The sequence below is a fragment of the Streptomyces montanus genome (assembly GCF_005786655.1).
In the GTDB taxonomy this organism is placed as follows: domain Bacteria; phylum Actinomycetota; class Actinomycetes; order Streptomycetales; family Streptomycetaceae; genus Streptomyces; species Streptomyces sporangiiformans.
The window spans coordinates 1-22,276 of sequence record NZ_VBZC01000048.1; the positions used below are offsets into that span (position 1 = coordinate 1).

18 protein-coding genes are annotated in these 22,276 nt (G+C 69.9%); 7 read left to right on the plus strand and 11 right to left on the minus strand.

Annotated features, from left to right (window positions below):
• Nucleotides 1-912 (minus strand): protein kinase (locus FE633_RS33600; protein WP_171060221.1); only part of this gene is annotated, 912 nt, incomplete at its 3' end.
• A 184-nt stretch (nt 913-1,096) separates the two neighbouring features.
• Nucleotides 1,097-3,295: a serine/threonine-protein kinase gene (locus FE633_RS33605; protein WP_138048956.1), complete on the minus strand. Its 2,199-nt coding sequence runs from the start codon at nt 3,293-3,295 to the stop codon at nt 1,097-1,099.
• 184 nt (nt 3,296-3,479) lie between these two features.
• On the opposite strand from FE633_RS33605, the gene FE633_RS33610 reads away from it, so the two are divergent.
• Complete coding sequence (locus FE633_RS33610; RefSeq protein WP_138048957.1) at nt 3,480-4,739, plus strand: serine hydrolase domain-containing protein; 1,260 nt, start codon at nt 3,480-3,482, stop codon at nt 4,737-4,739.
• Between the two features lie 104 nt (nt 4,740-4,843).
• On the opposite strand, the gene FE633_RS33615 is transcribed toward FE633_RS33610, so the two are convergent.
• Nucleotides 4,844-6,550 (minus strand): glycerol-3-phosphate dehydrogenase/oxidase, encoded by a 1,707-nt coding sequence (locus FE633_RS33615; RefSeq protein ID WP_138048958.1) that lies wholly within the window; start codon nt 6,548-6,550, stop codon nt 4,844-4,846.
• Nucleotides 6,551-6,820: 270 nt separating this feature from the next.
• Here FE633_RS33615 and FE633_RS33620 point away from each other — a divergent pair, with 270 nt between their 5' ends.
• Nucleotides 6,821-8,026 (plus strand): nucleotide sugar dehydrogenase, encoded by a 1,206-nt coding sequence (locus FE633_RS33620; RefSeq protein WP_138048959.1) that lies wholly within the window; start codon nt 6,821-6,823, stop codon nt 8,024-8,026.
• Nucleotides 8,027-8,724: 698 nt separating this feature from the next.
• Here FE633_RS33620 and FE633_RS33625 read toward each other — a convergent pair.
• The 4 genes from FE633_RS33625 to FE633_RS33640 all read right to left on the minus strand — a co-directional run bounded on the left by FE633_RS33625 (nt 8,725) and on the right by FE633_RS33640 (nt 13,157).
• Complete coding sequence (locus tag FE633_RS33625; RefSeq protein WP_138048960.1) at nt 8,725-9,849, minus strand: GuaB3 family IMP dehydrogenase-related protein; 1,125 nt, start codon at nt 9,847-9,849, stop codon at nt 8,725-8,727.
• Nucleotides 9,850-9,985: 136 nt separating this feature from the next.
• Nucleotides 9,986-11,491, minus strand: coding sequence for an IMP dehydrogenase (gene guaB, locus FE633_RS33630; RefSeq protein ID WP_138048961.1), 1,506 nt, complete (start codon nt 11,489-11,491; stop codon nt 9,986-9,988).
• A 204-nt stretch (nt 11,492-11,695) separates the two neighbouring features.
• The gene (locus FE633_RS33635; RefSeq protein WP_060901477.1) at nt 11,696-12,271 is read right to left on the minus strand and encodes a sigma-70 family RNA polymerase sigma factor; all 576 of its coding nucleotides are present in this window, start codon (nt 12,269-12,271) and stop codon (nt 11,696-11,698) included.
• Between the two features lie 274 nt (nt 12,272-12,545).
• Nucleotides 12,546-13,157: a response regulator transcription factor gene (locus tag FE633_RS33640; RefSeq protein ID WP_003948568.1), complete on the minus strand. Its 612-nt coding sequence runs from the start codon at nt 13,155-13,157 to the stop codon at nt 12,546-12,548.
• A 389-nt stretch (nt 13,158-13,546) separates the two neighbouring features.
• Between FE633_RS33640 and FE633_RS33645 the strand changes: the two genes are divergently transcribed.
• Nucleotides 13,547-13,876, plus strand: a complete 330-nt coding sequence (locus FE633_RS33645; protein ID WP_138048962.1) for a WhiB family transcriptional regulator — start codon at nt 13,547-13,549, stop codon at nt 13,874-13,876.
• A 37-nt stretch (nt 13,877-13,913) separates the two neighbouring features.
• On the opposite strand, the gene FE633_RS33650 is transcribed toward FE633_RS33645, so the two are convergent.
• Nucleotides 13,914-14,810: a LysR family transcriptional regulator gene (locus FE633_RS33650; RefSeq protein WP_138048963.1), complete on the minus strand. Its 897-nt coding sequence runs from the start codon at nt 14,808-14,810 to the stop codon at nt 13,914-13,916.
• Nucleotides 14,811-14,890: 80 nt separating this feature from the next.
• Here FE633_RS33650 and FE633_RS33655 point away from each other — a divergent pair, with 80 nt between their 5' ends.
• The 3 genes from FE633_RS33655 (at nt 14,891) to FE633_RS33665 (ending at nt 17,364) form a co-directional block, all read left to right on the plus strand.
• Nucleotides 14,891-15,556, plus strand: coding sequence for an MOSC domain-containing protein (locus FE633_RS33655; RefSeq protein ID WP_138048964.1), 666 nt, complete (start codon nt 14,891-14,893; stop codon nt 15,554-15,556).
• 144 nt (nt 15,557-15,700) lie between these two features.
• A complete protein-coding gene (locus FE633_RS33660) occupies nt 15,701-16,474 on the plus strand; it encodes an SDR family NAD(P)-dependent oxidoreductase (RefSeq protein WP_138048965.1) in 774 nt (257 codons plus the stop codon).
• 182 nt (nt 16,475-16,656) lie between these two features.
• Nucleotides 16,657-17,364, plus strand: coding sequence for an ester cyclase (locus FE633_RS33665; protein ID WP_138048966.1), 708 nt, complete (start codon nt 16,657-16,659; stop codon nt 17,362-17,364).
• Between the two features lie 286 nt (nt 17,365-17,650).
• On the opposite strand, the gene groL is transcribed toward FE633_RS33665, so the two are convergent.
• The 3 genes from groL to FE633_RS33680 all read right to left on the minus strand — a co-directional run bounded on the left by groL (nt 17,651) and on the right by FE633_RS33680 (nt 20,877).
• On the minus strand, nt 17,651-19,276 hold the full coding sequence (gene groL, locus FE633_RS33670) for a chaperonin GroEL (protein ID WP_119103563.1): 1,626 nt from the start codon (nt 19,274-19,276) through the stop codon (nt 17,651-17,653).
• A gap of 151 nt (nt 19,277-19,427) precedes the next feature.
• Nucleotides 19,428-19,736: a co-chaperone GroES gene (groES, locus tag FE633_RS33675; protein WP_119103562.1), complete on the minus strand. Its 309-nt coding sequence runs from the start codon at nt 19,734-19,736 to the stop codon at nt 19,428-19,430.
• 313 nt (nt 19,737-20,049) lie between these two features.
• Nucleotides 20,050-20,877, minus strand: a complete 828-nt coding sequence (locus FE633_RS33680; protein ID WP_138048967.1) for a polysaccharide deacetylase family protein — start codon at nt 20,875-20,877, stop codon at nt 20,050-20,052.
• 196 nt (nt 20,878-21,073) lie between these two features.
• On the opposite strand from FE633_RS33680, the gene FE633_RS33685 reads away from it, so the two are divergent.
• Nucleotides 21,074-22,255, plus strand: a complete 1,182-nt coding sequence (locus FE633_RS33685; protein ID WP_171060222.1) for a class I SAM-dependent methyltransferase — start codon at nt 21,074-21,076, stop codon at nt 22,253-22,255.
• The last annotated feature ends 21 nt before the right edge of the window (nt 22,256-22,276 follow it).

Here is a 22,276-nt window from a genome sequence, read left to right on the forward strand (position 1 = left end):
CGCGGCCCGCGCACCGGCGCGATAGGCCGCGATGGCCCCGGCCCGCGCGGCCCTGACGTCGTTGCCGGACTCCAACGCCCGCCGCCCCGCGGCCGAGGGCTGCGTCACGGGCGCCACAGGTGCCGCAGCCGCACCGCCTCCCGGCACCGCCTCGACGGCGCCCAGCCCGGAACGCGCGCCTGACCTTGGGGAACTTGAACCGGAACCCGAACCGGAGCCGGAAGGGGAGGGGGGAGAGGAAAGGGAGTTGGGGTCGGGGCTGGACACCGCTGGTCCTTCCTCACCGCCCACACCCTCGGCAGCCGGCACCGGGTCATACCCGCACAGCGCCTCCTCGGCCGCCCCGGCCGCGAGCCCCGTCAGCATCACACGTCCGTCGTCGCAGACCAGCACCGTACGGGCGGTGATGTTCCGGTGCACCCACCCATGGGCGTGCAGTACCCGCAATGCGGTCAGGACGTCGGCGGCGACCTCGGCGGCCCGGTACGGACTCAGCGGACGCTCCGCGAGCAGCGCCGCCAGCGGCCGCGCGGCCACCAGCTCACTGACTATCCACAGCGACCCGCCCTCGGCGAACACGTCGAAGACCTGGTCGAGCCGGGGATGGTCGGGTATCTGGGCGGCTGCCTGCGCCGCCTCGATCGCCCGGCGCACGGCAGGCTCGGTGGGGCGCCGCGTGGTCCCCGCGGAGGCCCGCCGCACCCCGGCGTCCCGCGCCACGAACCCGTCGGGCAACCCGTCCGCGTCGAGCACCTCCGCCTCGACGATTTCGGGCAACGGCACCTGCCTGACCAGGACTTCCTGCCCGCTGTAGGTGTCGAAGGCGCGGGTCTCGGCGAGTTCGTACTCGTCCGTGGGCGGCAGCGGCAGGCGGTAGCGGTCGGCGAGTACCCGTCCCGCATATTCGTCCACGATGCCTCCCCCGGCCGGCCAGGTCGGTCAATTCCGCTCGTCACGCGTCCCGTTGTGGCTGCCGATATGGCTCCGTACGGTCCGCAACCACTCACGATACGTGCCGGAGGCAACCCGGAGTGAGGGGATGCGAGATCTCAAGACTTCCGTTTCCCTCATATCCCTCAGGGCTTGGGTTTGAACGTCAGGACTTGGGTTGGAACGTCTTGGTCAGCGTCCGCCACGTGTCTCTGCGAAGGTCGCTGCGCCACTCCGAAGCCTTCGCGGTGTACATGAGCGCATGCCCGAGGTGGTCGTTGACGCGGAACCCACGGTCGATCGACCGGTACTTCGTCCCGCCCTCGACGTAGGTGAACTCCCAGTCGGCCGTGTTCCAGCCGCGGTAGCCCACCTTCTCGATGCGGATCCGCTCGTACTGCGCCCGCCGCATGAACCCCTCTTGCTTGTTCCAGTCCGCCACCGGGTCACTCGGGGGCCTGGTCGTCCACGCGACCAGCAGCTTCTGCCCGTCAGGACCGGTGAACCTGGCCCCGGCCACGTCCGTGGACTGGTACTTCCACCCCTTCGGCAGCCCGATCGAGAAGCCCTGGCTCCCCTTGTACGTCGACACGGCGCCGTCGTCCGCACCGTCGCCGCTGTCGTCGTCCGACCCGCTCGACGCACTCGCGCTCGGCGTGCTCCCCGTGGACGCGCCCCCGGTGGCGGGGTCCGTCTTCTCACTGCCGTCGGAGCCGGTGCCGCTGCTCTCGTCCTGCTTGGGTCCGCTCCCCGCCTCCGCCCCGCCGGACGCGGAACTCGTGGCACCGCTCTTGTTGCCCGACGCTCCGGGGTCGTCATCGTCACCCCACGTGACCGCGAGGACCGTACCGAGCACGGCGAGCACCACGACCACCGCGGCGATCACCAACGCCCGCCGCGGCACCACGTCGGTGAGCTGCGCTCCCGGCGGCTTGCGCGGCGGTGTACCGCCGCCCGTCCCTGAAGTTCCGCCGGCCGCGTCGGAGTTCAACCCGGCCGTGGCGCCGCCAGAAACTCCTGCGGATGCCCCGGCCTTCTTCCCGGCGGCCGCCTCCGCACCCGAGGCGGCCGTATCCGCGGCCGCTGTCCCCGAGGCAGCCTTCTCCGGGGAAACCGCACTCTCGGAAGCCACGCCGCTCCGGGAAGCCCCGTCGCTCCGGGAAGCCGTGGCCGCACCCTCACCAGAAGAGGCGGAGGAGCTGGAAGTACCGGTGTCGGCAGGGGCGGAGGAACCGGAAGATCCTGTCGGGCCTGAAGAGCCGGTCGAGCCGGAACCGCCGGAGGTCTTCCCGCGGGCCCCGGCGACCGCTGTGGCCGCTCCCGCCGCCGCCTCGGCAGCGCCCTTCCGCACGGACCGGAACGCCCCGCGCAGCCGCTCCGCCGCCTCCTCGCCCTTCTTGCTCGATCTGCTCGCCTTGCCCTTCTTCGAAGGGGCATCCGGCGCGTCCGGCACCTCCGGCAACGGCACGACCTTCGTCGCTTCGGCCGGTTCCGGCTCGGTCTCCTTGGGCTCGGGGGCGTGGATCACCTCGCTGAGCATCGCCCGCGCACCCGCTTCGTCGAGCCGCTGCTCGGGGTCCTTGACGAGCAGCCCGTAGATGACCGGCTCCAACGGCCCGGCGTTCTTGGGCTGTTCCAGTGGCTCCGTCATCACCGCGGTGAGCGTCGTGATGGCAGACCCTTTGTCGTACGGGGGCACGCCCTCCACCGACGCGTACAGCAGTCCACCGAGGGACCACAGGTCGGCCGCCGGCCCCGGCTTGTGGCCTCGCGCCCGCTCGGGGGAGATGTAGGAGGGCGCGCCGACGAGCATGCCCGTCGACGTGATGGACGGGTCACCTTCGACCTGCGCGATGCCGAAGTCGGTGAGCACGACCCGGCCGTCCTCGGAGATGAGCACGTTCGACGGCTTCACGTCACGGTGCAGAATGCCCTCACGGTGCGCCGCACGCAGCACGTCGAGGACGGCGAGCCCGACCTCGGCCGCGCGCTTCGGTGTGAGCAGCCCGTCCTCACGGATCGCCTCGGCGAGGGACTTGCCCTCGATGAGCTCCATAACGATCCATGGCCGGTTGTCCTCGTCGACCACGTCGTAGACCGTCACCGCGCCGTTGTTACGGATCCGCGCGATCGCTTTGGCCTCACGCAGGGTGCGCGTGATCAGCCGCCGCTTCTCCTCGTCGTCGATGCTCGACGGGAACCGCAGTTCCTTGACGGCGACCGTCCGGCCCAGCGTCTCGTCCTTGGCCCGCCACACGGTGCCCATGCCGCCGCGGCCGAGGACTTCTCCCAGCCGGTACCGCCCGGCGAGCAGACGTTCGCTCTTTCCCTGACGGGATGCCCCGCTCCGCTCCGCCTCCGACATGCGTCCCCTCATGCAACCCGCCCCGACAGAGCCTCCATTGTCCCTCACCCCGGGACCGGTCCATGCCCCAGGGTGGTCCTCTCTCTCCGGAAGCACCCCGCCCCCGAGCCGTCGCCGCCCCGGGGACCGCCCGTCAACCGGAACGAGCCGTACCGCATGATGGGCCGTGACAGGAAGGACCGTGATGCCGCCAACCAGGACACTACTGGTCATTCCTGTATCCGTGGCCCTTCTCGGCCTGGTGCCGACCGCCTCATCGGCCCCCACTCCCCCGGCCTCGGACACCGCCCTCGCACAACTCGTCACCCGGGGCAGGGCCCCGGCCGCCGCCCTGATGGCCCGCGAGGAAACCGGCACCCACTTCGCCCATATGGAAGCCCCCCTTTCAGCGGACAGCACTTCCACCGGCACCGGCACCAACGGCCGTACCACTGACGGCCCCCCGAACCGCACTCCCAACGGCACCGCGGCCGACACGCCGACCCCCACCACGGACGGCCCTCAGAACCGCACCACGAACCGCACCCCCAGCCGAACCGCAGCCGGCACCGAGACCGGCCGCCCCGCAGACCACCCCGAGCCCCAGCCCAGCACCGCCATCCGCGCCGCAGATCATTTCCGCGCCGGCAGCATCACCAAGACCTTCATCGCGACGCTCGTCCTGCAACTGGCCGCCGAACACCGCCTGTCCCTGTCGGACTCGGTGGACGCCCACCTGCCGGGCCTGGTGCGCGGCGCGGGCAACGACGGTCGTGCCCTGACCCTGCGCGCCCTGCTCACGCACACCAGCGGCATAGCCGACTTCACCACCATCACCAAGGGCGCCGTCTCCCTGACGCCCCTTCAGGCCGTACGCATCGCGCTCACCCGCCCTCCGGCCGACCGAGGCCGCTTCGCCTACTCCAACACCAACTACGTTTTGCTCGGCATGGTCGTCGAGCAGGTCACGGGTCACTCGTACGCCGCCGAGGCCGAGCGGCGCATAGTCACCCCTCTCCGTCTGACTGGCACCTCCTTCCCGGGCAGCCGTCGCTCGCTGCCCGACCCGCACGGCCGTGCGTACGCCACCAACGGTTCCGACGTGACCGAACTGGACCCCCGCGTGGCCGGCGCGGCGGGCGAGCTGATCACCACGCTCACGGACCTGAACCGCTTCTACGCGGCCCTGCTCCGCGGCGACCTGCTGCCGCCACGTCAACTGCGCGAGATGCTCGACACCGGCACCGCACATGGCTCGTACGGCATGGGCCTCTACCCCGTGAAGCTCCCGTGCGGCACGACGGTGTGGGGCCACGACGGCCGCATATCCGGCAGCTACGTCCGGACCGCGGCCACTCGCGACGGCCGTCGCGTCGTCACCTTCCGCGTGAACACGGACGAGATAGCAGATCCCCGCCTCGAACCCGCCCTGCTCGCTGCCGAGTTCTGCCCTCTCACCTCTTAGAACGAGCCTGTTCCGAGCAGAGATCCCAGCTCACGACACCCGTTCGAGTGACGTTTCGAGGGATGTGGAGGGACGTTCGCCCACCCGCGGCGCCCCGGAGCCGCCTACAACGGGGCTATGTCCGGCGCACCCAGCCGCGCCGCGTCCGCCGTCAGGTCGTCCGGCTGCCGCTGCGACTCGCGCTCCGCCTCCACCCGCTTCTCGTAGTGCTGCACCTCGCGCTCGATCTGGTCCTTGTCCCAGCCGAGCACCGGCGCCATCAACTCCGCCGCCTCCCGCGCACTGCGTGTCCCACGGTCGAACGTCTCGATCGAGATGCGCGTCCGCCGTGTCAGCACGTCGTCCAGATGCCGTGCCCCCTCGTGCGAGGCGGCGTACACGATCTCGGCGCGCAGATAGTCCTCGGCAGCCGGCAACGGTTCGCCCAGCCTGGCGTCCGCGGCGATGAGATCGAGCAGTTCCTCGGCCATCGACCCGTACCTGTTCAGCAGATGCTCCACGCGCACCACATGGAGCCCGGTCCGCGCGGCGATCCGCGCTCGCGCGTTCCACAGCGCCCGGTAGCCCTCGGCGCCGATGAGCGGGATGTCCTCGGTGACGCACTCGGCGACGCGCTGGTCGAGGCCGTGCACCGCCTCGTCCACGGCGTCCTTGGCCATCACGCGGTAGGTCGTGTACTTGCCGCCCGCCACGACGACGAGTCCCGGCACCGGATGCGCCACGGTGTGCTCGCGCGACAGCTTGCTGGTGGCTTCCGACTCCCCGCGCAGCAGCGGCCGCAGCCCCGCGTACACGCCCTGCACGTCGTCCCGGGAAAGGGGCACCGCCAGCACAGAGTTGACGTGCTCCAGGAGATAGTCGATGTCCGCGCTGGACGCCGCCGGGTGCGCCTTGTCGAGGTCCCAGTCGGTGTCCGTGGTGCCCACGATCCAATGGCGCCCCCATGGGATCACGAACAGCACGGACTTCTCGGTCCGCAGGATCAGCCCCGTCGTCGAGTGGATCCGGTCCTTCGGTACGACCAGGTGGATTCCCTTGGACGCCCGGACGTGGAACTGCCCCCGCTCCCCCACCATCGCCTGGGTGTCGTCCGTCCACACCCCCGTCGCGTTGACGACCTGCTTGGCGTGGATCTCGTACTCCCCGCCCGCTTCCACGTCCTGCACCCTGGCGCCGACGACCCGCTCGCCCTCGCGCAGGAAGCCGGTCACGCGCGCGCGGTTGGCGGCCTTCGCGCCGTACGCCGCCGCCGTACGCACCAGCGTCGCCACATAACGGGCGTCGTCCATCTGCGCGTCGTAGTACTGCAACGCCCCGACCAGCGCTTCCTTCTTCAAACAAGGGGCGACGCGCAGGGCGTGGCGACGCGTCAGATGGCGGTGCATGGGCAGTCCGCGTCCATGGCCGCGCGCCATCGACATACCGTCGTAGAGCGCGACGCCCGATCCCGCGTACAGCCGCTCCCAGCCCTTGTGCTGCAGTGGATACAGGAACGGGACGGGCTTCACGAGGTGCGGTGCCAGCCGCTCCAGCAACAGCCCGCGCTCCTTCAACGCCTCGCGTACCAGCGCGAAGTCGAGCATCTCCAGATACCGCAGACCGCCGTGGATCAGCTTGCTCGACCGGCTCGACGTGCCCGACGCCCAGTCACGCGCCTCCACCAGACCGGTGGACAGGCCGCGCGTCGCGGCGTCCAGCGCGGTGCCCGCGCCGACCACCCCCGCACCCACGACCAGTACATCCAGCTCGCGCTCGGCCATTCCCGCGAGGGACTCGGCACGCTCGGCCGGTCCCAGTGTCGCTGTCCTCACCGCTGCCTCCCGCTGTCTGTCGCGCTGGTCTCGCCGTGCGGCAATGCCGGCTCACATCCCCCATGCCCGAATTCTCGCCGGGTTGCCCACCATCGGCCACCACCCACGGCCAGCCTGTGGACAACGCTCGGCGACGCGCAAGGAATCACGGCCGAGCAATCCCGTAAATCGGTCATATTTACTCCTAGTCTGACATTGCGCTCGCCCGTTCTGTCCACAGGGCTTGCGCCCCCGCCCCACCTCGGCTATTGGGAAGGACGGCCCACCGCCATGCCCGCAGATCTCGCCGTCATCGGCCTCGGCCAGCTCGGCCTGCCCCTGGCACAGGCCGCCGTCACCGCCGGCATCCCCACGCTCGGTTACCAGAGCGGCGACCCCGCACCCCTGTCCGCCGCCGACCTGCGCCGGATGCTGTCGGGAGGCTTCCGGCTCACCACCAACCCCGCGGAGCTCGGCCGCGTACGAACCGCCGTCATCTGCGCGCCCACCCCCCTCGGTGCGGACGGCACGCTCGACCTCGGCCACGTGGCCACCGCCGCCCGCGCCCTGGCCGCACGGCTGCGCCCGCACACCACCGTGATCCTGGAGTCACCCGTATACCCGGGGACCACGGAGGAATTCCTCCGTCCCCTCCTCGAAGAGGGTTCCGGGCTGAGCGCCGGCCGCGACTTCCACCTCGCGTACTCGCCCAGCCGTGTCGACCCGGGCAACCGCGACCACACCCCCGCCAACATCCCGAAGGTCATCGGCGGCCTCACGCCCGCCTGCACCGAGTCGGCCGCCGCCTTCTACGGCCGCCTCACCGACAAGGTGGTACGCGCGCGTGGACCACGCGAAGCGGAAACCGTGCAGCTCCTGGAGACCAACTACCGGCACGTCAACATCGCCCTGGTCAACGAAATGGCCGTCCTCTGCCATGACTTGGGCGTCGACCTGTGGGACGTCATCCGCTGCGCCGAGACCAAACCGTTCGGCTTCCAGGGCTTCCGCCCCGGCCCCGGGGTGGGCGGTCACGCCGTCCCACGCGACCTCGCGGGCCCCAGAGCCCGCTCCCTGCGCATGGTCGAACTGGCCCAGCAGGTCAACCACCACATGCCCCAGTACGTCATCCAGCGCGCGGCCGCGCTCCTCAACGAGCACGGCAAATCCGCCCGCGGCGCACGCGTTCTGCTCCTCGGCGTGACGTACAAGCCGGACCACGCAGACCAACAGGGCTCCCCCGCCCACGAGATCGCGCTCCGGCTGCTGGAACTGGGCGCGGCCATCAGCTACCACGACCCGTACGTACCGTCCTGGAGCGTCCTGGACCGCCCGGTCCCGCGCGCGGACTCCCTGTACGAGGCCGCGGCCGACGCGGACCTGACGATCCTGCTTCAGCACCACCGGACGTACGACCTGCAGGGGCTGTCGGTGAAGGCGCAGCTGTTGTTCGACACGCGGGGGGCTACGCCCACGGGGGCGGCGCATCGGTTGTGAGGGGGGCGCGTGCGGGTGGTTGTGCCTCTGGGGCTGGTGGCGGGTGGGGCGGCTGCGCCGCTAGCGTGTGGGCAGGTGGGGCCCACCGCGGCAGGCACTGCGGCAGGCTCCTGAATAGTGAACGGAGTGTCCACCTCTAGTCCTTGTGGGGGTGGCCGCTCACCATCCGAAAATCGGCAAGATCCACCTCCCCGGCGTCAAGCCGCCCGATGGCGGATCCGGTACCGTACAAAAAGATGGAGCCCACCGCAGGGGGTACTGCGGCAGGCTCCTGACGGGTTACGGGTGTCCGCCCCTACTGTGTATAGGGGCGGCCGCTCACCGTCCGTACATCCGCAAGATCCACCTCCTCCGGCACTTCACCATCCACAGACGGATCCGGTCCCAGCGGGTGGGCTTGCGGTGGCGGCCCATGGGCGCCCCCTTCCACGACACCACCCATTGACCCGGTAGGCGGCACGTTGGAGTTCGGGCCGGGCCCCGAGGGCCGGGGTCCGGAACGTCGTCCTTGGAAGGGGGCGCCCCACACAACTGGGGCGCCAAACACGGACACTATCGCCCCGATGCGGCTATTAGATGCGCATTCGCCCCGAAGACAACCGTGCGCCCCCTTACTGCAAAACGCGCCCCATCAGCCCCACTTGGACACACGAAGGGGCCCGGACCACCCAGGTCCGGGCCCCTTGTTGCCGTAAGGCCTACCTCTTGTGCTGCGAGTCCGCCACCGTCACCTCGACCCGCTGGAACTCCTTCAGCTCGCTGTACCCGGTCGTGGCCATGGCCCGCCGCAGTGCACCGAAGAAGTTCATCGAGCCGTCCGGGGTGTGCGAGGGGCCGGTGAGGACCTCCTCGATGGTGCCGACCGTGCCGAGGTCGACCTTCTTGCCGCGCGGCAGTTCGTCGTTGACGGCCTCCATGCCCCAGTGGTTGCCCTTGCCGGGCGCGTCCGTGGCGCGCGCGAGCGGGGAGCCCATCATCACGGAGTCGGCGCCGCAGGCGATGGCCTTCGGGATGTCGCCGGACCAGCCGACACCGCCGTCCGCGATCACGTGCACGTACCGGCCGCCGGACTCGTCCATGTAGTCACGGCGCGCGCCCGCGACATCGGCGACCGCCGTCGCCATGGGCACCTGGATGCCGAGCACGTTGCGCGTGGTGTGCGCGGCGCCGCCGCCGAAGCCGACCAGGACGCCGGCCGCGCCCGTACGCATCAGGTGCAGCGCCGCCGTGTACGTGGCGCAGCCGCCGACGATGACCGGGACGTCCAGCTCGTAGATGAACTGCTTCAGGTTCAGCGGCTCGGAGGCGCCCGACACGTGCTCGGCCGACACCGTCGTGCCGCGGATCACGAAGATGTCGACGCCCGCGTCCACGACGGCCTTGGAGAACTGGGCCGTGCGCTGTGGCGAGAGCGCGGCCGCGGTGACCACGCCCGAGTCGCGCACCTCCTTGATGCGCTGCCCGATCAGCTCCTCCTTGATGGGAGCCGTGTAGATCTCCTGGAGGCGGCGGGTCGCGGTCTCGGCGTCCAGCGCGGCGATCTCGTCGAGGAGCGGCTGGGGGTCCTCGTACCGCGTCCACAACCCTTCGAGGTTCAGTACGCCGAGGCCGCCGAGCTCGCCGATGCGGATCGCGGTGGCCGGCGAGACGACCGAGTCCATGGGAGCGGCCAGGAAGGGCAGCTCGAAGCGGTAGGCGTCGATCTGCCAGGCGATCGAGACCTCCTTCGGGTCTCGCGTACGGCGGCTGGGGACGACGGCGATGTCGTCGAAGGCGTACGCCCGGCGGCCGCGCTTGCCGCGCCCGATCTCGATCTCAGTCACGTGTGTGGCCTTTCCCTCTGCGTTTCAGCACCGTCCAGTATCCCCGACACCCACGGCAAGGGCGGTCCCGGAGCCTCCGGGACCGCCCTCGGACGTGCCGCACGCGCGCGTACGGGCCGTTCACGACGTCGCGCGACTACTGGCCGCGGCTGTAGTTCGGTGCCTCGACCGTCATCTGGATGTCGTGCGGGTGGCTCTCCTTCAGGCCCGCCGAGGTGATCCGTACGAACCGGCCCTTCGACTCCATCTCGTCGACCGTGGCGGCGCCCACGTAGCCCATGGTCTGGCGGAGACCGCCGACGAGCTGGTGCAGCACGTTGGCCAGCGGGCCGCGGTAGGGCACCTGCCCCTCGATGCCTTCCGGCACCAGCTTGTCGTCGGAGGCGACGTCGGCCTGGAAGTAGCGGTCCTTCGAGTACGACCTGCCCTGGCCCCGGGACTGCATGGCGCCGAGGGAACCCATGCCGCGGTACGACTTGAACTGCTTGCCGTTGATGAAGAGCAGCTCGCCGGGCGACTCCTCGCAACCCGCGAGCAGGCTGCCGAGCATGACCGTGTCGGCACCGGCGGCCAGGGCCTTGCCGATGTCGCCGGAGTACTGCAGACCGCCGTCGCCGATCACCGGGACGCCCGCGGCGCGGGCCGCGAGAGCTGCCTCGTAGATGGCGGTGACCTGCGGAACACCGATACCGGCGACCACTCGGGTGGTACAGATCGAGCCCGGTCCCACACCCACCTTGACGCCGTCGACGCCGGCGTCGATCAGGGCCTGGGCGCCGTCCCGGGTGGCGACGTTGCCGCCGATCACGTCGACGCTCACGCTCGACTTGATCTTGGCCATCCAGTTGAGGGCGTTGCTGTTGTGTCCGTGGGAGGTGTCGACGATCAGGAAGTCCGCGCCGGCCTCGGCGAGCGCCTGAGCCCGCTCGAGGGCCTCGGGGCTGGCGCCCACGGCGGCGCCGACGAGCAGCCGGCCCTCGGCGTCCTTCGCGGCGCTCGGGTACTTCTCGGCCTTCACGAAGTCCTTGACCGTGATGAGGCCCCTGAGGATGCCCGCGTCGTCGACCAGGGGAAGCTTCTCGATCTTGTGGCGGCGCAGCAGCTCCATGGCGTCGACCCCGGAGATGCCGACCTTGCCCGTCACCAGCGGCATGGGCGTCATGACCTCGCGCACCTGACGGTTGCGATCGGTCTCGAACGCCATGTCGCGGTTGGTGACGATGCCGAGCAGCTTGCCGTTGCCGTCGGTGACCGGGACACCGCTGATGCGGAACTTGGCGCACAGGGCGTCGGCCTCGGCCAGCGTCGCGTCCGGGTGCACCGTGATCGGGTCGGTGACCATCCCGGATTCGGAGCGCTTCACCAGGTCGACCTGGTTGACCTGGTCCTCGATGGACAGATTTCGGTGGAGTACGCCGACGCCGCCCTGCCGCGCCATGGCGATCGCCATGCGGGACTCGGTCACCTTGTCCATCGCCGCCGAGAGCAGCGGAATGTTCACGCGCACGTTGCGGGAGATGCGGGACGAGGTGTCGACCGCGTTCGGAAGAACCTCCGACGCGCCCGGCAGGAGCAGCACATCGTCGTAGGTCAGCCCGAGTGTCGCGAATTTCTCGGGCACTCCGTCGACGTTGGCAGTCATGACACCTTCCCCAATGGCCTTGATCGGTGCGGATGTCCATGCTAACGGGAAGCAGGGGTCTCTGATTCCACGCTCCGGGCCGCCCTGCGGCTTCGTAGGTATCTACGGGTGGGGTGACCTCCCCGTTCATCCCGTGCGCACCTGGCCGAGAGGCACGGTCTTGCGGTCCCGCCCGCGCATCCGCGGGCGTACGGCAGTTCCGGTCTACTGCTCGGCCAGCGCCCTCAACCGGCTCAGCGCCCGGTGCTGGGCCACGCGCACCGCGCCGGGTGACATTCCCAGCATCTGGCCCGTCTCCTCCGCCGTGAGGCCCACCGCGATCCTCAGGAGGAGCAGCTCGCGCTGGTTCTCCGGGAGGTTGGCGAGGAGCTTCTTGGCCCACTCGGCGTCGCTGCTGAGGAGAGCGCGCTCCTCGGGGCCGAGGGAGTCGTCGGGGCGCTCGGGCATCTCGTCCGACGGCACGGCCGTCGAGCCCGGGTGGCGCATCGCGGCGCGCTGCAGATCGGCGACCTTGTGCGCGGCGATAGCGAAGACGAAGGCCTCGAAGGGCCGCCCCGTGTCTTTGTAGCGCGGCAGCGCGAGGAGCACCGCCACGCAGACCTCCTGTGCCAGGTCCTCCACGAAGTGCCGCGCGTCACCCGGAAGTCTCGACAGCCGGGTGCGGCAATAGCGCAGCGCGAGAGGGTGAACATGCGCGAGCAGGTCGTGCGTCGCCTGCTCGTCGCCGTCGACAGCACGATGGACGAGCGCACCGATCACCGTCGTCTCGTCGTCGCGCATCGATCCATGGTGCCCTGGCGTCTTCCGATCCGTGGCACCGCGTCCGTAGTTGTGCACCGAAGCGTTATGAGCAGGTGCGCCGGAACTCATCTCCTGCGCCCTCCCCTCCCGCTCGACCGACTCGTCCCCGAGGAACTCCACACCTCAAGGATGCGGCATCAGCCGGGAAACGGGCATCGGGCACCCGAGCAGCAGACTTCGATCCCCCTCCGGCCCGGCCCCACCCGCCGTGCGGCGGGCGGGGATGGCCGTGTCCCCGCGACGGCTCGCTCACCTAGCGGACCAGGCCCCACCGGAAGCCGAGCGCCACCGCGTGTGCGCGGTCCGAGGCGCCGAGTTTCTTGAAGAGACGCCGCGCGTGGGTCTTCACGGTGTCCTCGGAGAGGAACAGCTCACGGCCGATCTCCGCGTTCGACCTGCCGTGGCTCATGCCCTCCAGGACCTGAATCTCACGCGCTGTGAGCGTGGGGGCTGCGCCCATCTCGGCCGACCTCAGTCTGCGCGGGGCGAGCCGCCACGTCGGGTCGGCGAGCGCCTGGGTCACGGTCGCCCGCAGCTCCGCGCGCGAGGCGTCCTTGTGCAGATAGCCGCGGGCCCCTGCGGCCACGGCGAGCGCCACGCCGTCCAGGTCCTCGGCGACGGTGAGCATGATGATGCGCGCACCGGGGTCGGCGGACAGCAGCCGCCGGACCGTCTCCACGCCACCCAGACCGGGCATGCGTACGTCCATCAGAATCAGGTCCGAGCGGTCGGCGCCCCAGCGGCGGAGGACTTCCTCGCCGTTGGCCGCCGTCGTCACGCGCTCGACGCCGGGCACGGTCGCGACCGCGCGGCGGAGCGCCTCTCGGGCAAGCGGGGAGTCGTCGCAGACGAGGACGGATGTCATGGCCGCCCTCCCCAGCTGATGCGCGTCACCTTGAGCCTCCAGGCTGGTACGAAATCGTCACCTGTGCGGTCGACACTCGCCGACGGACACTGCCGTCTCCCGAGCGCTTGTTCCTTCAACCGCCTCGCACTCTCAACGACGGTCACTCGAAAGAGTTACGGGGCCGCGAGCCATCTTCGGCACTCTACGTGAGGGCGCGGACACGGTGCAGATGCCCGCGACGGACCCACAAGGTTTCATCACATGCCGTGCCCCATTTAGCCGGTTTTCTTCCCATTCGTTGGTGTCTGTAGATAGATTCGCAATGAGTCATATTTTCATCTCCTTAGATCGTCGTTGTACGGTCATGAGCAGGTATCCGCACAGAACGGCAACAAGGGGACAACGCAATGGCAGATTTCTCCCGCCTTCCCGGACCGAACGCGGATCTGTGGGACTGGCAGCTCCTTGCGGCCTGCCGCGGAGTCGACAGCTCGCTCTTCTTCCACCCGGAGGGCGAGCGCGGTGCGGCGCGGAGTGCTCGCGAGAACTCGGCCAAAGAGGTCTGCATGAGATGCCCGGTACGCGCGGAGTGCGCCGCCCACGCACTGTCGGTACGCGAGCCGTACGGGGTGTGGGGCGGGCTGACCGAGGACGAGCGAGAAGAGCTCATGGGGCGCGCACGCCACCGCCTGGTCTCGACGTCGGCATCCAACGGAAACACTTCGCCGACTAACTGAAGGAACGTTTCTTCAAGAGGCCCGGACGACGCCGTTCTCAGCGCGTCGCGGCCCGGGCCAGCTGGTTCAGCGTGGCCGCCACCGCCGGCACCTGGGCCAGGTCCGGCAGCGTGAGCGCGACGATCTCCCGCCGGACCGCCGGATCCACCGTCACCGTGCGGGCCCGCTTGGGGCGTACGGACTCGATGGCGAGCTCCGGCAGGACGGCGACACCGAGGCCTGCCCCGACCAGCCCGACCACCGCCGGATAGTCGTCGGTCGCGAAATCGATGCGGGGCGTGAAACCCGCGGCCTCACAGACCTCCACCAGCTGGCCGCGACAGCGGGGGCAGCCCGCGATCCATGGTTCTCCGGCGAGTTCGCCGATGGCGACCGATTCCGCACGGGCCAGCCGGTGCCCCTCGGGCACGAGTCCGACGAGCCGGTCCATGAGCAGCGGACGTACTACCAGATCCGCCCACTCCCCCTCGTCCGCCGCACCCTCGTACCGGAAGGCGAGAGCCACGTCGCAGTCACCCTCGCGGAGCATTTCGACGGACTTCGGCGGTTCGGCCTCCTCCAGGGAGACCCGGGTGCCGGGGTGCGCGGCGCGCAGGGCCGCGAGCGCGGTCGGTACGAGCGTGGAGCTTCCGCTGGGGAACGAGACCAGGCGGACACGGCCCGCGCGCAGCCCCGCGATCGCGGCGACCTCCTCCTCGGCGGCGGTGAGGCCGGCGATGATGCCCGCGGCGTGCCGTACGAGCGCCTCACCGGCCTGTGTCAGACGCATCTCCCTGCCGGCGCGGACCACCAGTGGTGTGCCGACGGAGGCTTCGAGGGCCTTCATCTGCTGGCTGACAGCGGGCTGAGTGCAGCCCAGCTCACGGCCGGCCGCGGAGAAGGAGCCGGTGGCGGCCACGGCGCGCAGCACACGGAGATGACGGGCCTCGATCACCGCTTGATCATAAGCGAGGCTTGGGTGCGGCGATGAATATTGCGTCGTGCCTTTGACCCTGAGTCCTCTAGCGTGCCGATATGAAGCTTCTGTCACTGAATCTGGGCCGGCCCACGTTCGTCGAGTACACGGATCACCCGGACGGCGTAACGGGGATAGACAAGCGACCGGCGGACGGGCCGGTGCGGGTGGCGGCGCCCGGGCCCAAGGGGGTCGGCGCCAGCGGTGTGGCCGGGGACGCGGTGTGCGAGACGCGGCATCACGGCGGGAACGACCAGGCCGTGTACGCCTTCGCGCGCGAGGACCTCGACGACTGGGAACGCGAGTTGGGGCGGCCGCTGGCCGGTGGCGCGTTCGGCGAGAACCTCACGACGGAGGGACTCGACGTGTCCGGAGCGAAGATCGGGGAGCGCTGGCGGATCGGTTCCGAGGTCGTGCTCGAGGTCACCAGCGGGCGGATTCCCTGCCGCACCTTCCAGGGCCACCTCGGGGAGAAGGGGTGGGTCAAGAGGTTCACGCACAAGGGGGCGCCAGGCGCGTATCTGCGGGTGATCACGCCCGGGGAGATACGGGCCGGGGACCCGATCCGGATCGTGCACCGGCCGGACCACGAGGTGACCGTCGCGCTGCAGTTCCGTGCGGTCACGACGGAGCGGGAACTGCTGCCACGACTGTTCGCGGCGGGTGACGCGCTGCATCCGGAGGCGCTGGAGAAGGCGCGTGCGTATGTGGCGCGGCAGAGCTGACGGACTGGAGGCCCGCCGGCGACGAACCGTCGGTTCGGCCTGACGGAACCGACGGTTCGGCCTGACGGAACGGTCGGTTCCGTCAGAGGTGGAAGCAGGGAATCCGGTGCTCTCGCGCGAAGGGCCAGTCAATAACCTTGGCCCATGACAACGGCTCTGATTACGGGATCGACGGCAGGCATCGGCGCCGCCTTCGCACGGCGCCTGGCCTCCGACGGCCACAACCTCGTCCTGGTGGCGCGTGACACCAAGCGGCTCGCCGAACAGGCGACCGAGCTGCACGACCGGCACGGCATCGAGGCGGAGGTGCTGACGGCGGACCTGGCGGAGGACGACGGCATCGAGGCGGTGACCACCCGCCTCGCGGACCGGAAGAACCCGGTCGACCTGCTGATCAACAACGCCGGCTTCGGCAACAAGGGCCGCTACCTGGACGTACCGATGGCGGACGAGCTGAAGATGCTCAAGGTGCACTGCGAGGCGGTGCTCCGGCTGACCTCGGCGGCGACGGAGTCCATGCGGGACCGCGGCCGCGGGGGTGTCGTCAATGTCGCGTCGGTCGCCGCATTCGTGCCGCGCGGTACCTACGGCGCGTCGAAGGCGTGGGTCGTGCAGTTCACGCAGGGTGCGGCGAAGGACCTGGCCGGGTCCGGAGTCCGCCTGATGGCCCTGTGCCCCGGCTTCGTGCGTACCGAGTTCCACCAGCGGGCCGGGATGGGCACGGACAACATCCCCAAGTGGATGTGGCTCGACGCCGACAAACTGGTCACGGCGGCCCTCGCGGATCTGGCCCGCGGCAAGTCGCTCTCCATTCCGGACCCGCGGTACAAGGCCCTCATGGGGATCGTGAAGGTGACCCCGCGGGCTCTGCTCGGAGGGATCAGCACGAAGACCGGCCGGAAGTACGGGCCGCAGTAGAACCGGGGCGCAGGAAAACCGGGTCGCACCGGGTCGCAGTAGACAGGCCGCTGGAGCGGGTCTCGGCAGGAGTCGCTCGTTCAACGTCGCCTATTCAACTACTTGTTCAACTCGGGCACATTAGGCGATTTTCACTAAAATGGAGGCATTCGACCGAATCCCGGAGGACCGGAGGCGTCGTCATGACATTTGTGCAACTGATCGACTGCAAGACCAGTCGGTTCGACGAGATGAATCGGCTCATGGACACGTGGGTCGAACGGACCAAGGGTAAGCGGACGGCGACGCACAGCCTGATCGGCAAGGACCGGTCCGACTCGGCGCACATCATCGAGATCGTCGAGTTCCCGTCGTACGAGGACGCGATGCGGAACTCGAATCTCCCCGAGACGGACGAGGTCTTCCGGGAGATGGTGGCGCTCTGCGACGAGATGCCGACCTTCACGGACCTGGACGTGGTGCGGGACGAGCAGCTGTACGCGGCCAATGTCCGCAGGCTCTTCGAGGTGACAGCCACCAAGGGCCAACTGCCTCCGCTCAACGACCTGATGGCGGAGAACTACCACGACCACGATCCCGCCAACGAGCAGGACGTCCTCGGCCTGGACGCGATCCGGCGCGAGATGGAGATGTGGCGCGGGGCGTTCGACTTCGCGTTCACCGTCGAGGACCAGATCGCCCAGGGCGACCAGGTCTGTACGCGCTGGACCTGGAACGGCACCCACAAGGGCGACTTCCTCGGGATTCCGGCGACCGGCAAGCAGGTCACCATGACCGGCGTGACCATCTTCCGGTGCCAGGAGGACGGCAAGATCGCCGAGGGCTGGTGGCAGTACGACCGGCTGGGGCTGATGACCCAGCTCGGTGTGCTCGACCAGTACGAGATCTAGTCACCACAGCCAGGAGATCCAGGTCCGCAGCCCGTCGAGGGCCCGGTGCGCCCGTGCGCGTACCGGGCCCCCGCCGCCTTACCTCGCCTTCGGAGAATCGGCCGTGCCCTCGGCCATCCTCGGCGGAAGCCGTCCGGGCCGCGGTGGGTCTGGCCTGCGCGGCCGTGCTGTGGGCGTCCGCATACGGCGGTGGCGATCCGCGGCTGGGCCGCGGACAACGCGAAGGTCCGGTGCCCCGACGGGCACCGGACCTTCGGTTCGGCTCAGTTCAGCTCAGCTCAGCGGCTCAGTGGGCGTGCCCGTGGCTGTGGCCGCCGGCCTCCGGCTCCTCCTCGGCCGGCTTCTCGACGACCAGGGTCTCGGTCGTGAGGAGCAGGGAGGCGATGGAGGCGGCGTTCTCCAGGGCGGAGCGGGTGACCTTGACCGGGTCGATGACACCCTGCTTCACCAGGTCGCCGTACTCGCCGGTCGCGGCGTTGAAGCCCTGGCCCTTGTCGAGCTCGGCGACCTTCGAGGTGATGACATAGCCCTCGAGGCCCGCGTTCTCGGCGATCCAGCGCAGCGGCTCGACGACGGCGCGGCGGACGACGGCCACACCGGTGGCCTCGTCGCCCTCCTTGCCCAGGGAGCCCTCCAGGACCTTCGCCGCGTGGACGAGAGCCGAGCCACCACCGGAGACGATGCCTTCCTCGACCGCGGCGCGGGTCGCGGAGATGGCGTCCTCCAGACGGTGCTTCTTCTCCTTCAGCTCCACCTCGGTGGCGGCGCCGACACGGATCACGCACACGCCGCCGGCCAGCTTCGCGAGGCGCTCCTGGAGCTTCTCGCGGTCCCAGTCGGAGTCGGTGGTCTCGATCTCGGCCTTGATCTGGGCGACGCGGCCGGCGACGTCGGTGCTGTTGCCACCGCCGTCGACGATCGTCGTGTCGTCCTTGGTGACGGTCACACGGCGGGCGGTGCCCAGCACGTCCAGGCCGGCCTGGTCGAGCTTGAGGCCGACCTCCTCGGCGATGACGGTGGCACCGGTGAGGGTGGCGATGTCGCCGAGCATGGCCTTGCGGCGGTCACCGAAGCCGGGGGCCTTGACGGCCACCGCGTTGAAGGTGCCGCGGATCTTGTTGACGACGAGGGTGGACAGGGCCTCGCCCTCGACGTCCTCGGCGATGATCAGCAGCGGCTTGGAGGCACCCGCCTGGATGACCTTCTCCAGCAGCGGCAGCATGTCCTGGATGGAGGAGATCTTGCCCTGGTGGATGAGGATGTACGGGTCCTCGAGGACGGCCTCCATGCGCTCCTGGTCCGTCACGAAGTACGGCGACAGGTAGCCCTTGTCGAAGGCCATGCCCTCGGTGAAGTCCAGCTCCAGACCGAAGGTGTTGGACTCCTCGACGGTGATGACACCGTCCTTGCCGACCTTGTCCATCGCCTCGGCGATGAGCTCGCCGACCTGCGGGTCCTGGGCGGACAGACCGGCGACGGCGGCGATGTCGGACTTCTCGTCGATCGGGCGCGCGGTGGCGAGAAGGTCCTCGGAGATCGCGGCGACGGCCGCGTCGATGCCCTTCTTCAGCAGCGCCGGGGAGGCACCCGCGGCGACGTTCCGCAGGCCCTCGCGCACGAGCGCCTGGGCGAGCACGGTGGCGGTGGTCGTACCGTCACCCGCGATGTCGTTGGTCTTGGTCGCCACCTCCTTCACCAGCTGGACACCGAGGTTCTCGTACGGGTCGTCGACCTCGACCTCGCGGGCGATGGTGACACCGTCGTTGGTGATGGTGGGAGCGCCGAACTTCTTGTCGATGACGACGTTGCGGCCCTTGGGGCCGATCGTCACCTTGACCGTGTCGGCAAGCTTGTTGACGCCGCGCTCGAGGGCGCGACGGGCGTCCTCGTCGAACTTCAGGATCTTCGCCATAGGAGCGTTTCAGTCCTCTCGTTGCGATCCTCGGCCGCTTCCTGAAACGACCGCCATCGCGGGAACACGAACAGCGCCCCGGGCGCCCGGCTTCATAAGGTCGCGGGGGCCAGGGGCGCAGCTCAAAGCAAAAGCAATCTGCTTCGGTGAATTACTTCTCGACAATCGCGAGCACGTCGCGAGCCGAGAGGACGAGGTACTCCTCGCCGCTGTACTTCACCTCGGTGCCGCCGTACTTGCTGTACAGCACGACATCGCCGGTCTTCACGTCGAGCGGCAGGCGCTCGCCGTTCTCGAACCGGCCCGGGCCCACGGCAAGGACGACGCCCTCCTGGGGCTTCTCCTTCGCGGTGTCCGGGATGACCAGGCCAGAGGCCGTGGTCTGCTCGGCGTCCAGCGGCTGGACCACGATGCGGTCCTCGAGCGGCTTGATGGCAACCTTGGAGCTGGCGGTCGTCACGATCCGACCTCCCCCTTCGGAGATCTCACGGGGTTAACTGTCTGAGGTGGCGACCAGGTCGATCCGTCGTCGCGGGTGCCGGACCTGCCCGTCGCTTGTTGGCACTCTCCAGTGGGGAGTGCCAGACCAGAGACTATGACCGTGATTAGCACTCGGTCAAGCGGAGTGCCAATTACCTCCGGCGCGGCGCCGGTTTTAGGGCACCCCGGAGTTGGTGTCGCCGTCTCCCGGGGACTCCGCCCCCAGACCCCCGTGCCGGCCTTCGGCGTCGTCCTGGCCGCGCCGGTGGGTGAGCCCTGGAGATGGGTGAGCCCTAGAGATAGTCCTCCAGCCGCGCCACCGTGAACCCCTGCTCCTGGATGCGTCGCAGAAGCCGGGTCGTCATCTCCGTGAGGGACGCCCCGTTCAGTTCCGACGGCCGCCGGAAGTGGGCGAGGACGATGTCGCCGGGGCGCAGGTGGTTCCCCTCGAAATAGCTCAGGTCGTTGATGTTCATGGACGCACGCCACAGGACGACGGCCGCGACTCCGCAGTCGGCGGCGGCGCGCAGGGTGTCGTCGTTGTAGGCGCCGTACGGCGGCCGGAAGAGCCGGGGACGGATACCGAAGTGCTGCTTGAGCTTCTCCTGCTGGCCGCAGATCTCGGCGCGCTGGCCCGCGTACGGGAGGCCGGGCAGGCGGGGGTGGTCGAGGGTGTGGTTCTGGACGGTCGCGCCGACCGCCCGCAGCCGTCCGAAGTGCGCGTACCCCGGTCCGACGATGCTGTCCGTCAGGAACATGCTGACCGGCAGCCGCAGTTCACGGACCATGTCGACGAACCGCGGATCCTTCTCGGCCCCGTCGTCGAAGGTCAGGAAGACGACCTTGTCGCGGGTGGGGATGCGGTCGACGACGGGTGGCGGGCCCGGCCTCGCGCCGGTGCGTACGGTGGGCCGCTCGGGCGGCTTCGGCGCCGGGGCGAGCGGGGACGGGAGACCCCAGCGGCGGTACGAGGCGGCGCTGGGGGCGTGCCCGTGTCCCTTGTGTGCCTCCGTCGTGCCCGGCCGTTCGACCGGGTCGACGGGCCCGGCGCAGCCCGCGCCCGAGGCGAGCAGCGCGGACGCGAGCAGGCCGACGGCCGGCGCACACCACCGTGGCCTCACCGGTGGGCCTCCAGACGCGCCACCGCGTCCCCCTTGTCCGTGGACGGCTGCATGAAGGGCTGCATGAAGCGGCGGATCATGCCGCGCCCGGTGCCCTTCCCGTACCAGCGGTCGCGGAAACGGCGGAAAGGGCGGAAACAGCCGCCGACACCGCCGCCGGGCGCGCACCGTCCACCGGCTGGCCCACAATGGGGCGGTGAACGATCACGACCCGCTGGCCTCCTTCGCCGCTCTGCTCACCGACCGTGGACGGTTTCTGCTCGACGAGGTGCGGGAGGTCGAGGCGGCTCAGGAGCTGGCCGTGGCCACCCGGCTGCGGCGTGAGCACCCCGCTGAGCTCGTGTCCGCGGCGATGGGGCAGGCACGGTTGCGGCAGCGCGCGGCCGGGAAGTTCGGGAGCGCGGATGCCGGCCGGATGTTCTTCACGGCGAACGGGGTCGAGCAGGCGACCCGGGCGACGGTCGCGGCGTACCGGGCGGAGCGTTTCGCCGGGCTCGGCGTGCGGTCCGTCGCCGATCTGTGCTGTGGCATCGGCGGGGACGCCATCGCGCTCGCCCGCGCGGGAGTGCGCGTCCTCGCCGTCGACCGCGACCCGCTGACCTGTGCGGTGGCGCGTGCGAACGCCGAGGCGCTCGGGCTCGCCGACCTGATCGAGGTGCGCGAGGCGGATGTCACGGAGGTCGACACGTCCTCGTACGAGGCCGTCTTCGTGGACCCCGGCAGGCGCGGCGGGCGGGGCCGGATCTTCGACCCGGAGGCCTACTCGCCGCCCCTGTCCTGGGCCGTCGCCGCCGCTCTCGAGGCGCCCCACGCCGCTCTGAAGATCGCGCCCGGCATCCCCCATGAGGCGATCCCGGGCGAGGCCGAGGCCGAATGGGTGTCGGATTCGGGCGATGTGAAGGAGGCCGTGCTGTGGTTCGGTACCGAGCCCGGCCTTGTGCGCGCCACGCTGCTGCCCGGCCCGCGCAGCCTCACCGGCCGCCAACTGCCCGACCCTCAAGTGCGGCCGCCGGGGCGCTACCTGTACGAGCCGGACGGCGCCGTCATCCGGGCCCACCTGGTCGCGGAGGTCGCCGAGGAGGTCGGCGGAGGGCTGCTCGACGCGACGATCGCGTACGTCACGGCAGACGAGGCGCGCCCCACCCCGTACGCCACCGCATACGAGATCACCGACCAACTGCACTTCAGCGTCAAGAAGTTGAAGTCGCTGCTGCGAGAGCGCGAGGTCGGCATCCTGACCGTCAAGAAGCGCGGCTCGGCGGTCGAGCCGGAGGAACTGCGCCGCAGGGTGAAGCCGCAGGGGCCGAACGCGGCGACGGTGTTCCTGACCCGGGTGCAGGGCGCACCGACCATGCTGCTGGGGCACCCCGCCGCATGACGGTCGGCCCGTCACGTGACA

Bases quoted from the DNA above. Each gene is read 5' to 3' on its own strand.
- FE633_RS33605 (WP_138048956.1), bottom strand. From the start codon at position 3,295: ATGTCGGAGGCGGAGCGGAGCGGGGCATCCCGTCAGGGAAAGAGCGAA.
- FE633_RS33610 (WP_138048957.1), top strand. From the start codon at position 3,480: ATGCCGCCAACCAGGACACTACTGGTCATTCCTGTATCCGTGGCCCTT.
- FE633_RS33620 (WP_138048959.1), top strand. From the start codon at position 6,821: ATGCCCGCAGATCTCGCCGTCATCGGCCTCGGCCAGCTCGGCCTGCCC.
- guaB (WP_138048961.1), bottom strand. From the start codon at position 11,491: ATGACTGCCAACGTCGACGGAGTGCCCGAGAAATTCGCGACACTCGGG.
- FE633_RS33635 (WP_060901477.1), bottom strand. From the start codon at position 12,271: ATGCGCGACGACGAGACGACGGTGATCGGTGCGCTCGTCCATCGTGCT.
- FE633_RS33640 (WP_003948568.1), bottom strand. From the start codon at position 13,157: ATGACATCCGTCCTCGTCTGCGACGACTCCCCGCTTGCCCGAGAGGCG.
- FE633_RS33645 (WP_138048962.1), top strand. From the start codon at position 13,547: ATGGCAGATTTCTCCCGCCTTCCCGGACCGAACGCGGATCTGTGGGAC.
- FE633_RS33655 (WP_138048964.1), top strand. From the start codon at position 14,891: ATGAAGCTTCTGTCACTGAATCTGGGCCGGCCCACGTTCGTCGAGTAC.
- FE633_RS33660 (WP_138048965.1), top strand. From the start codon at position 15,701: ATGACAACGGCTCTGATTACGGGATCGACGGCAGGCATCGGCGCCGCC.
- FE633_RS33665 (WP_138048966.1), top strand. From the start codon at position 16,657: ATGACATTTGTGCAACTGATCGACTGCAAGACCAGTCGGTTCGACGAG.
- groL (WP_119103563.1), bottom strand. From the start codon at position 19,276: ATGGCGAAGATCCTGAAGTTCGACGAGGACGCCCGTCGCGCCCTCGAG.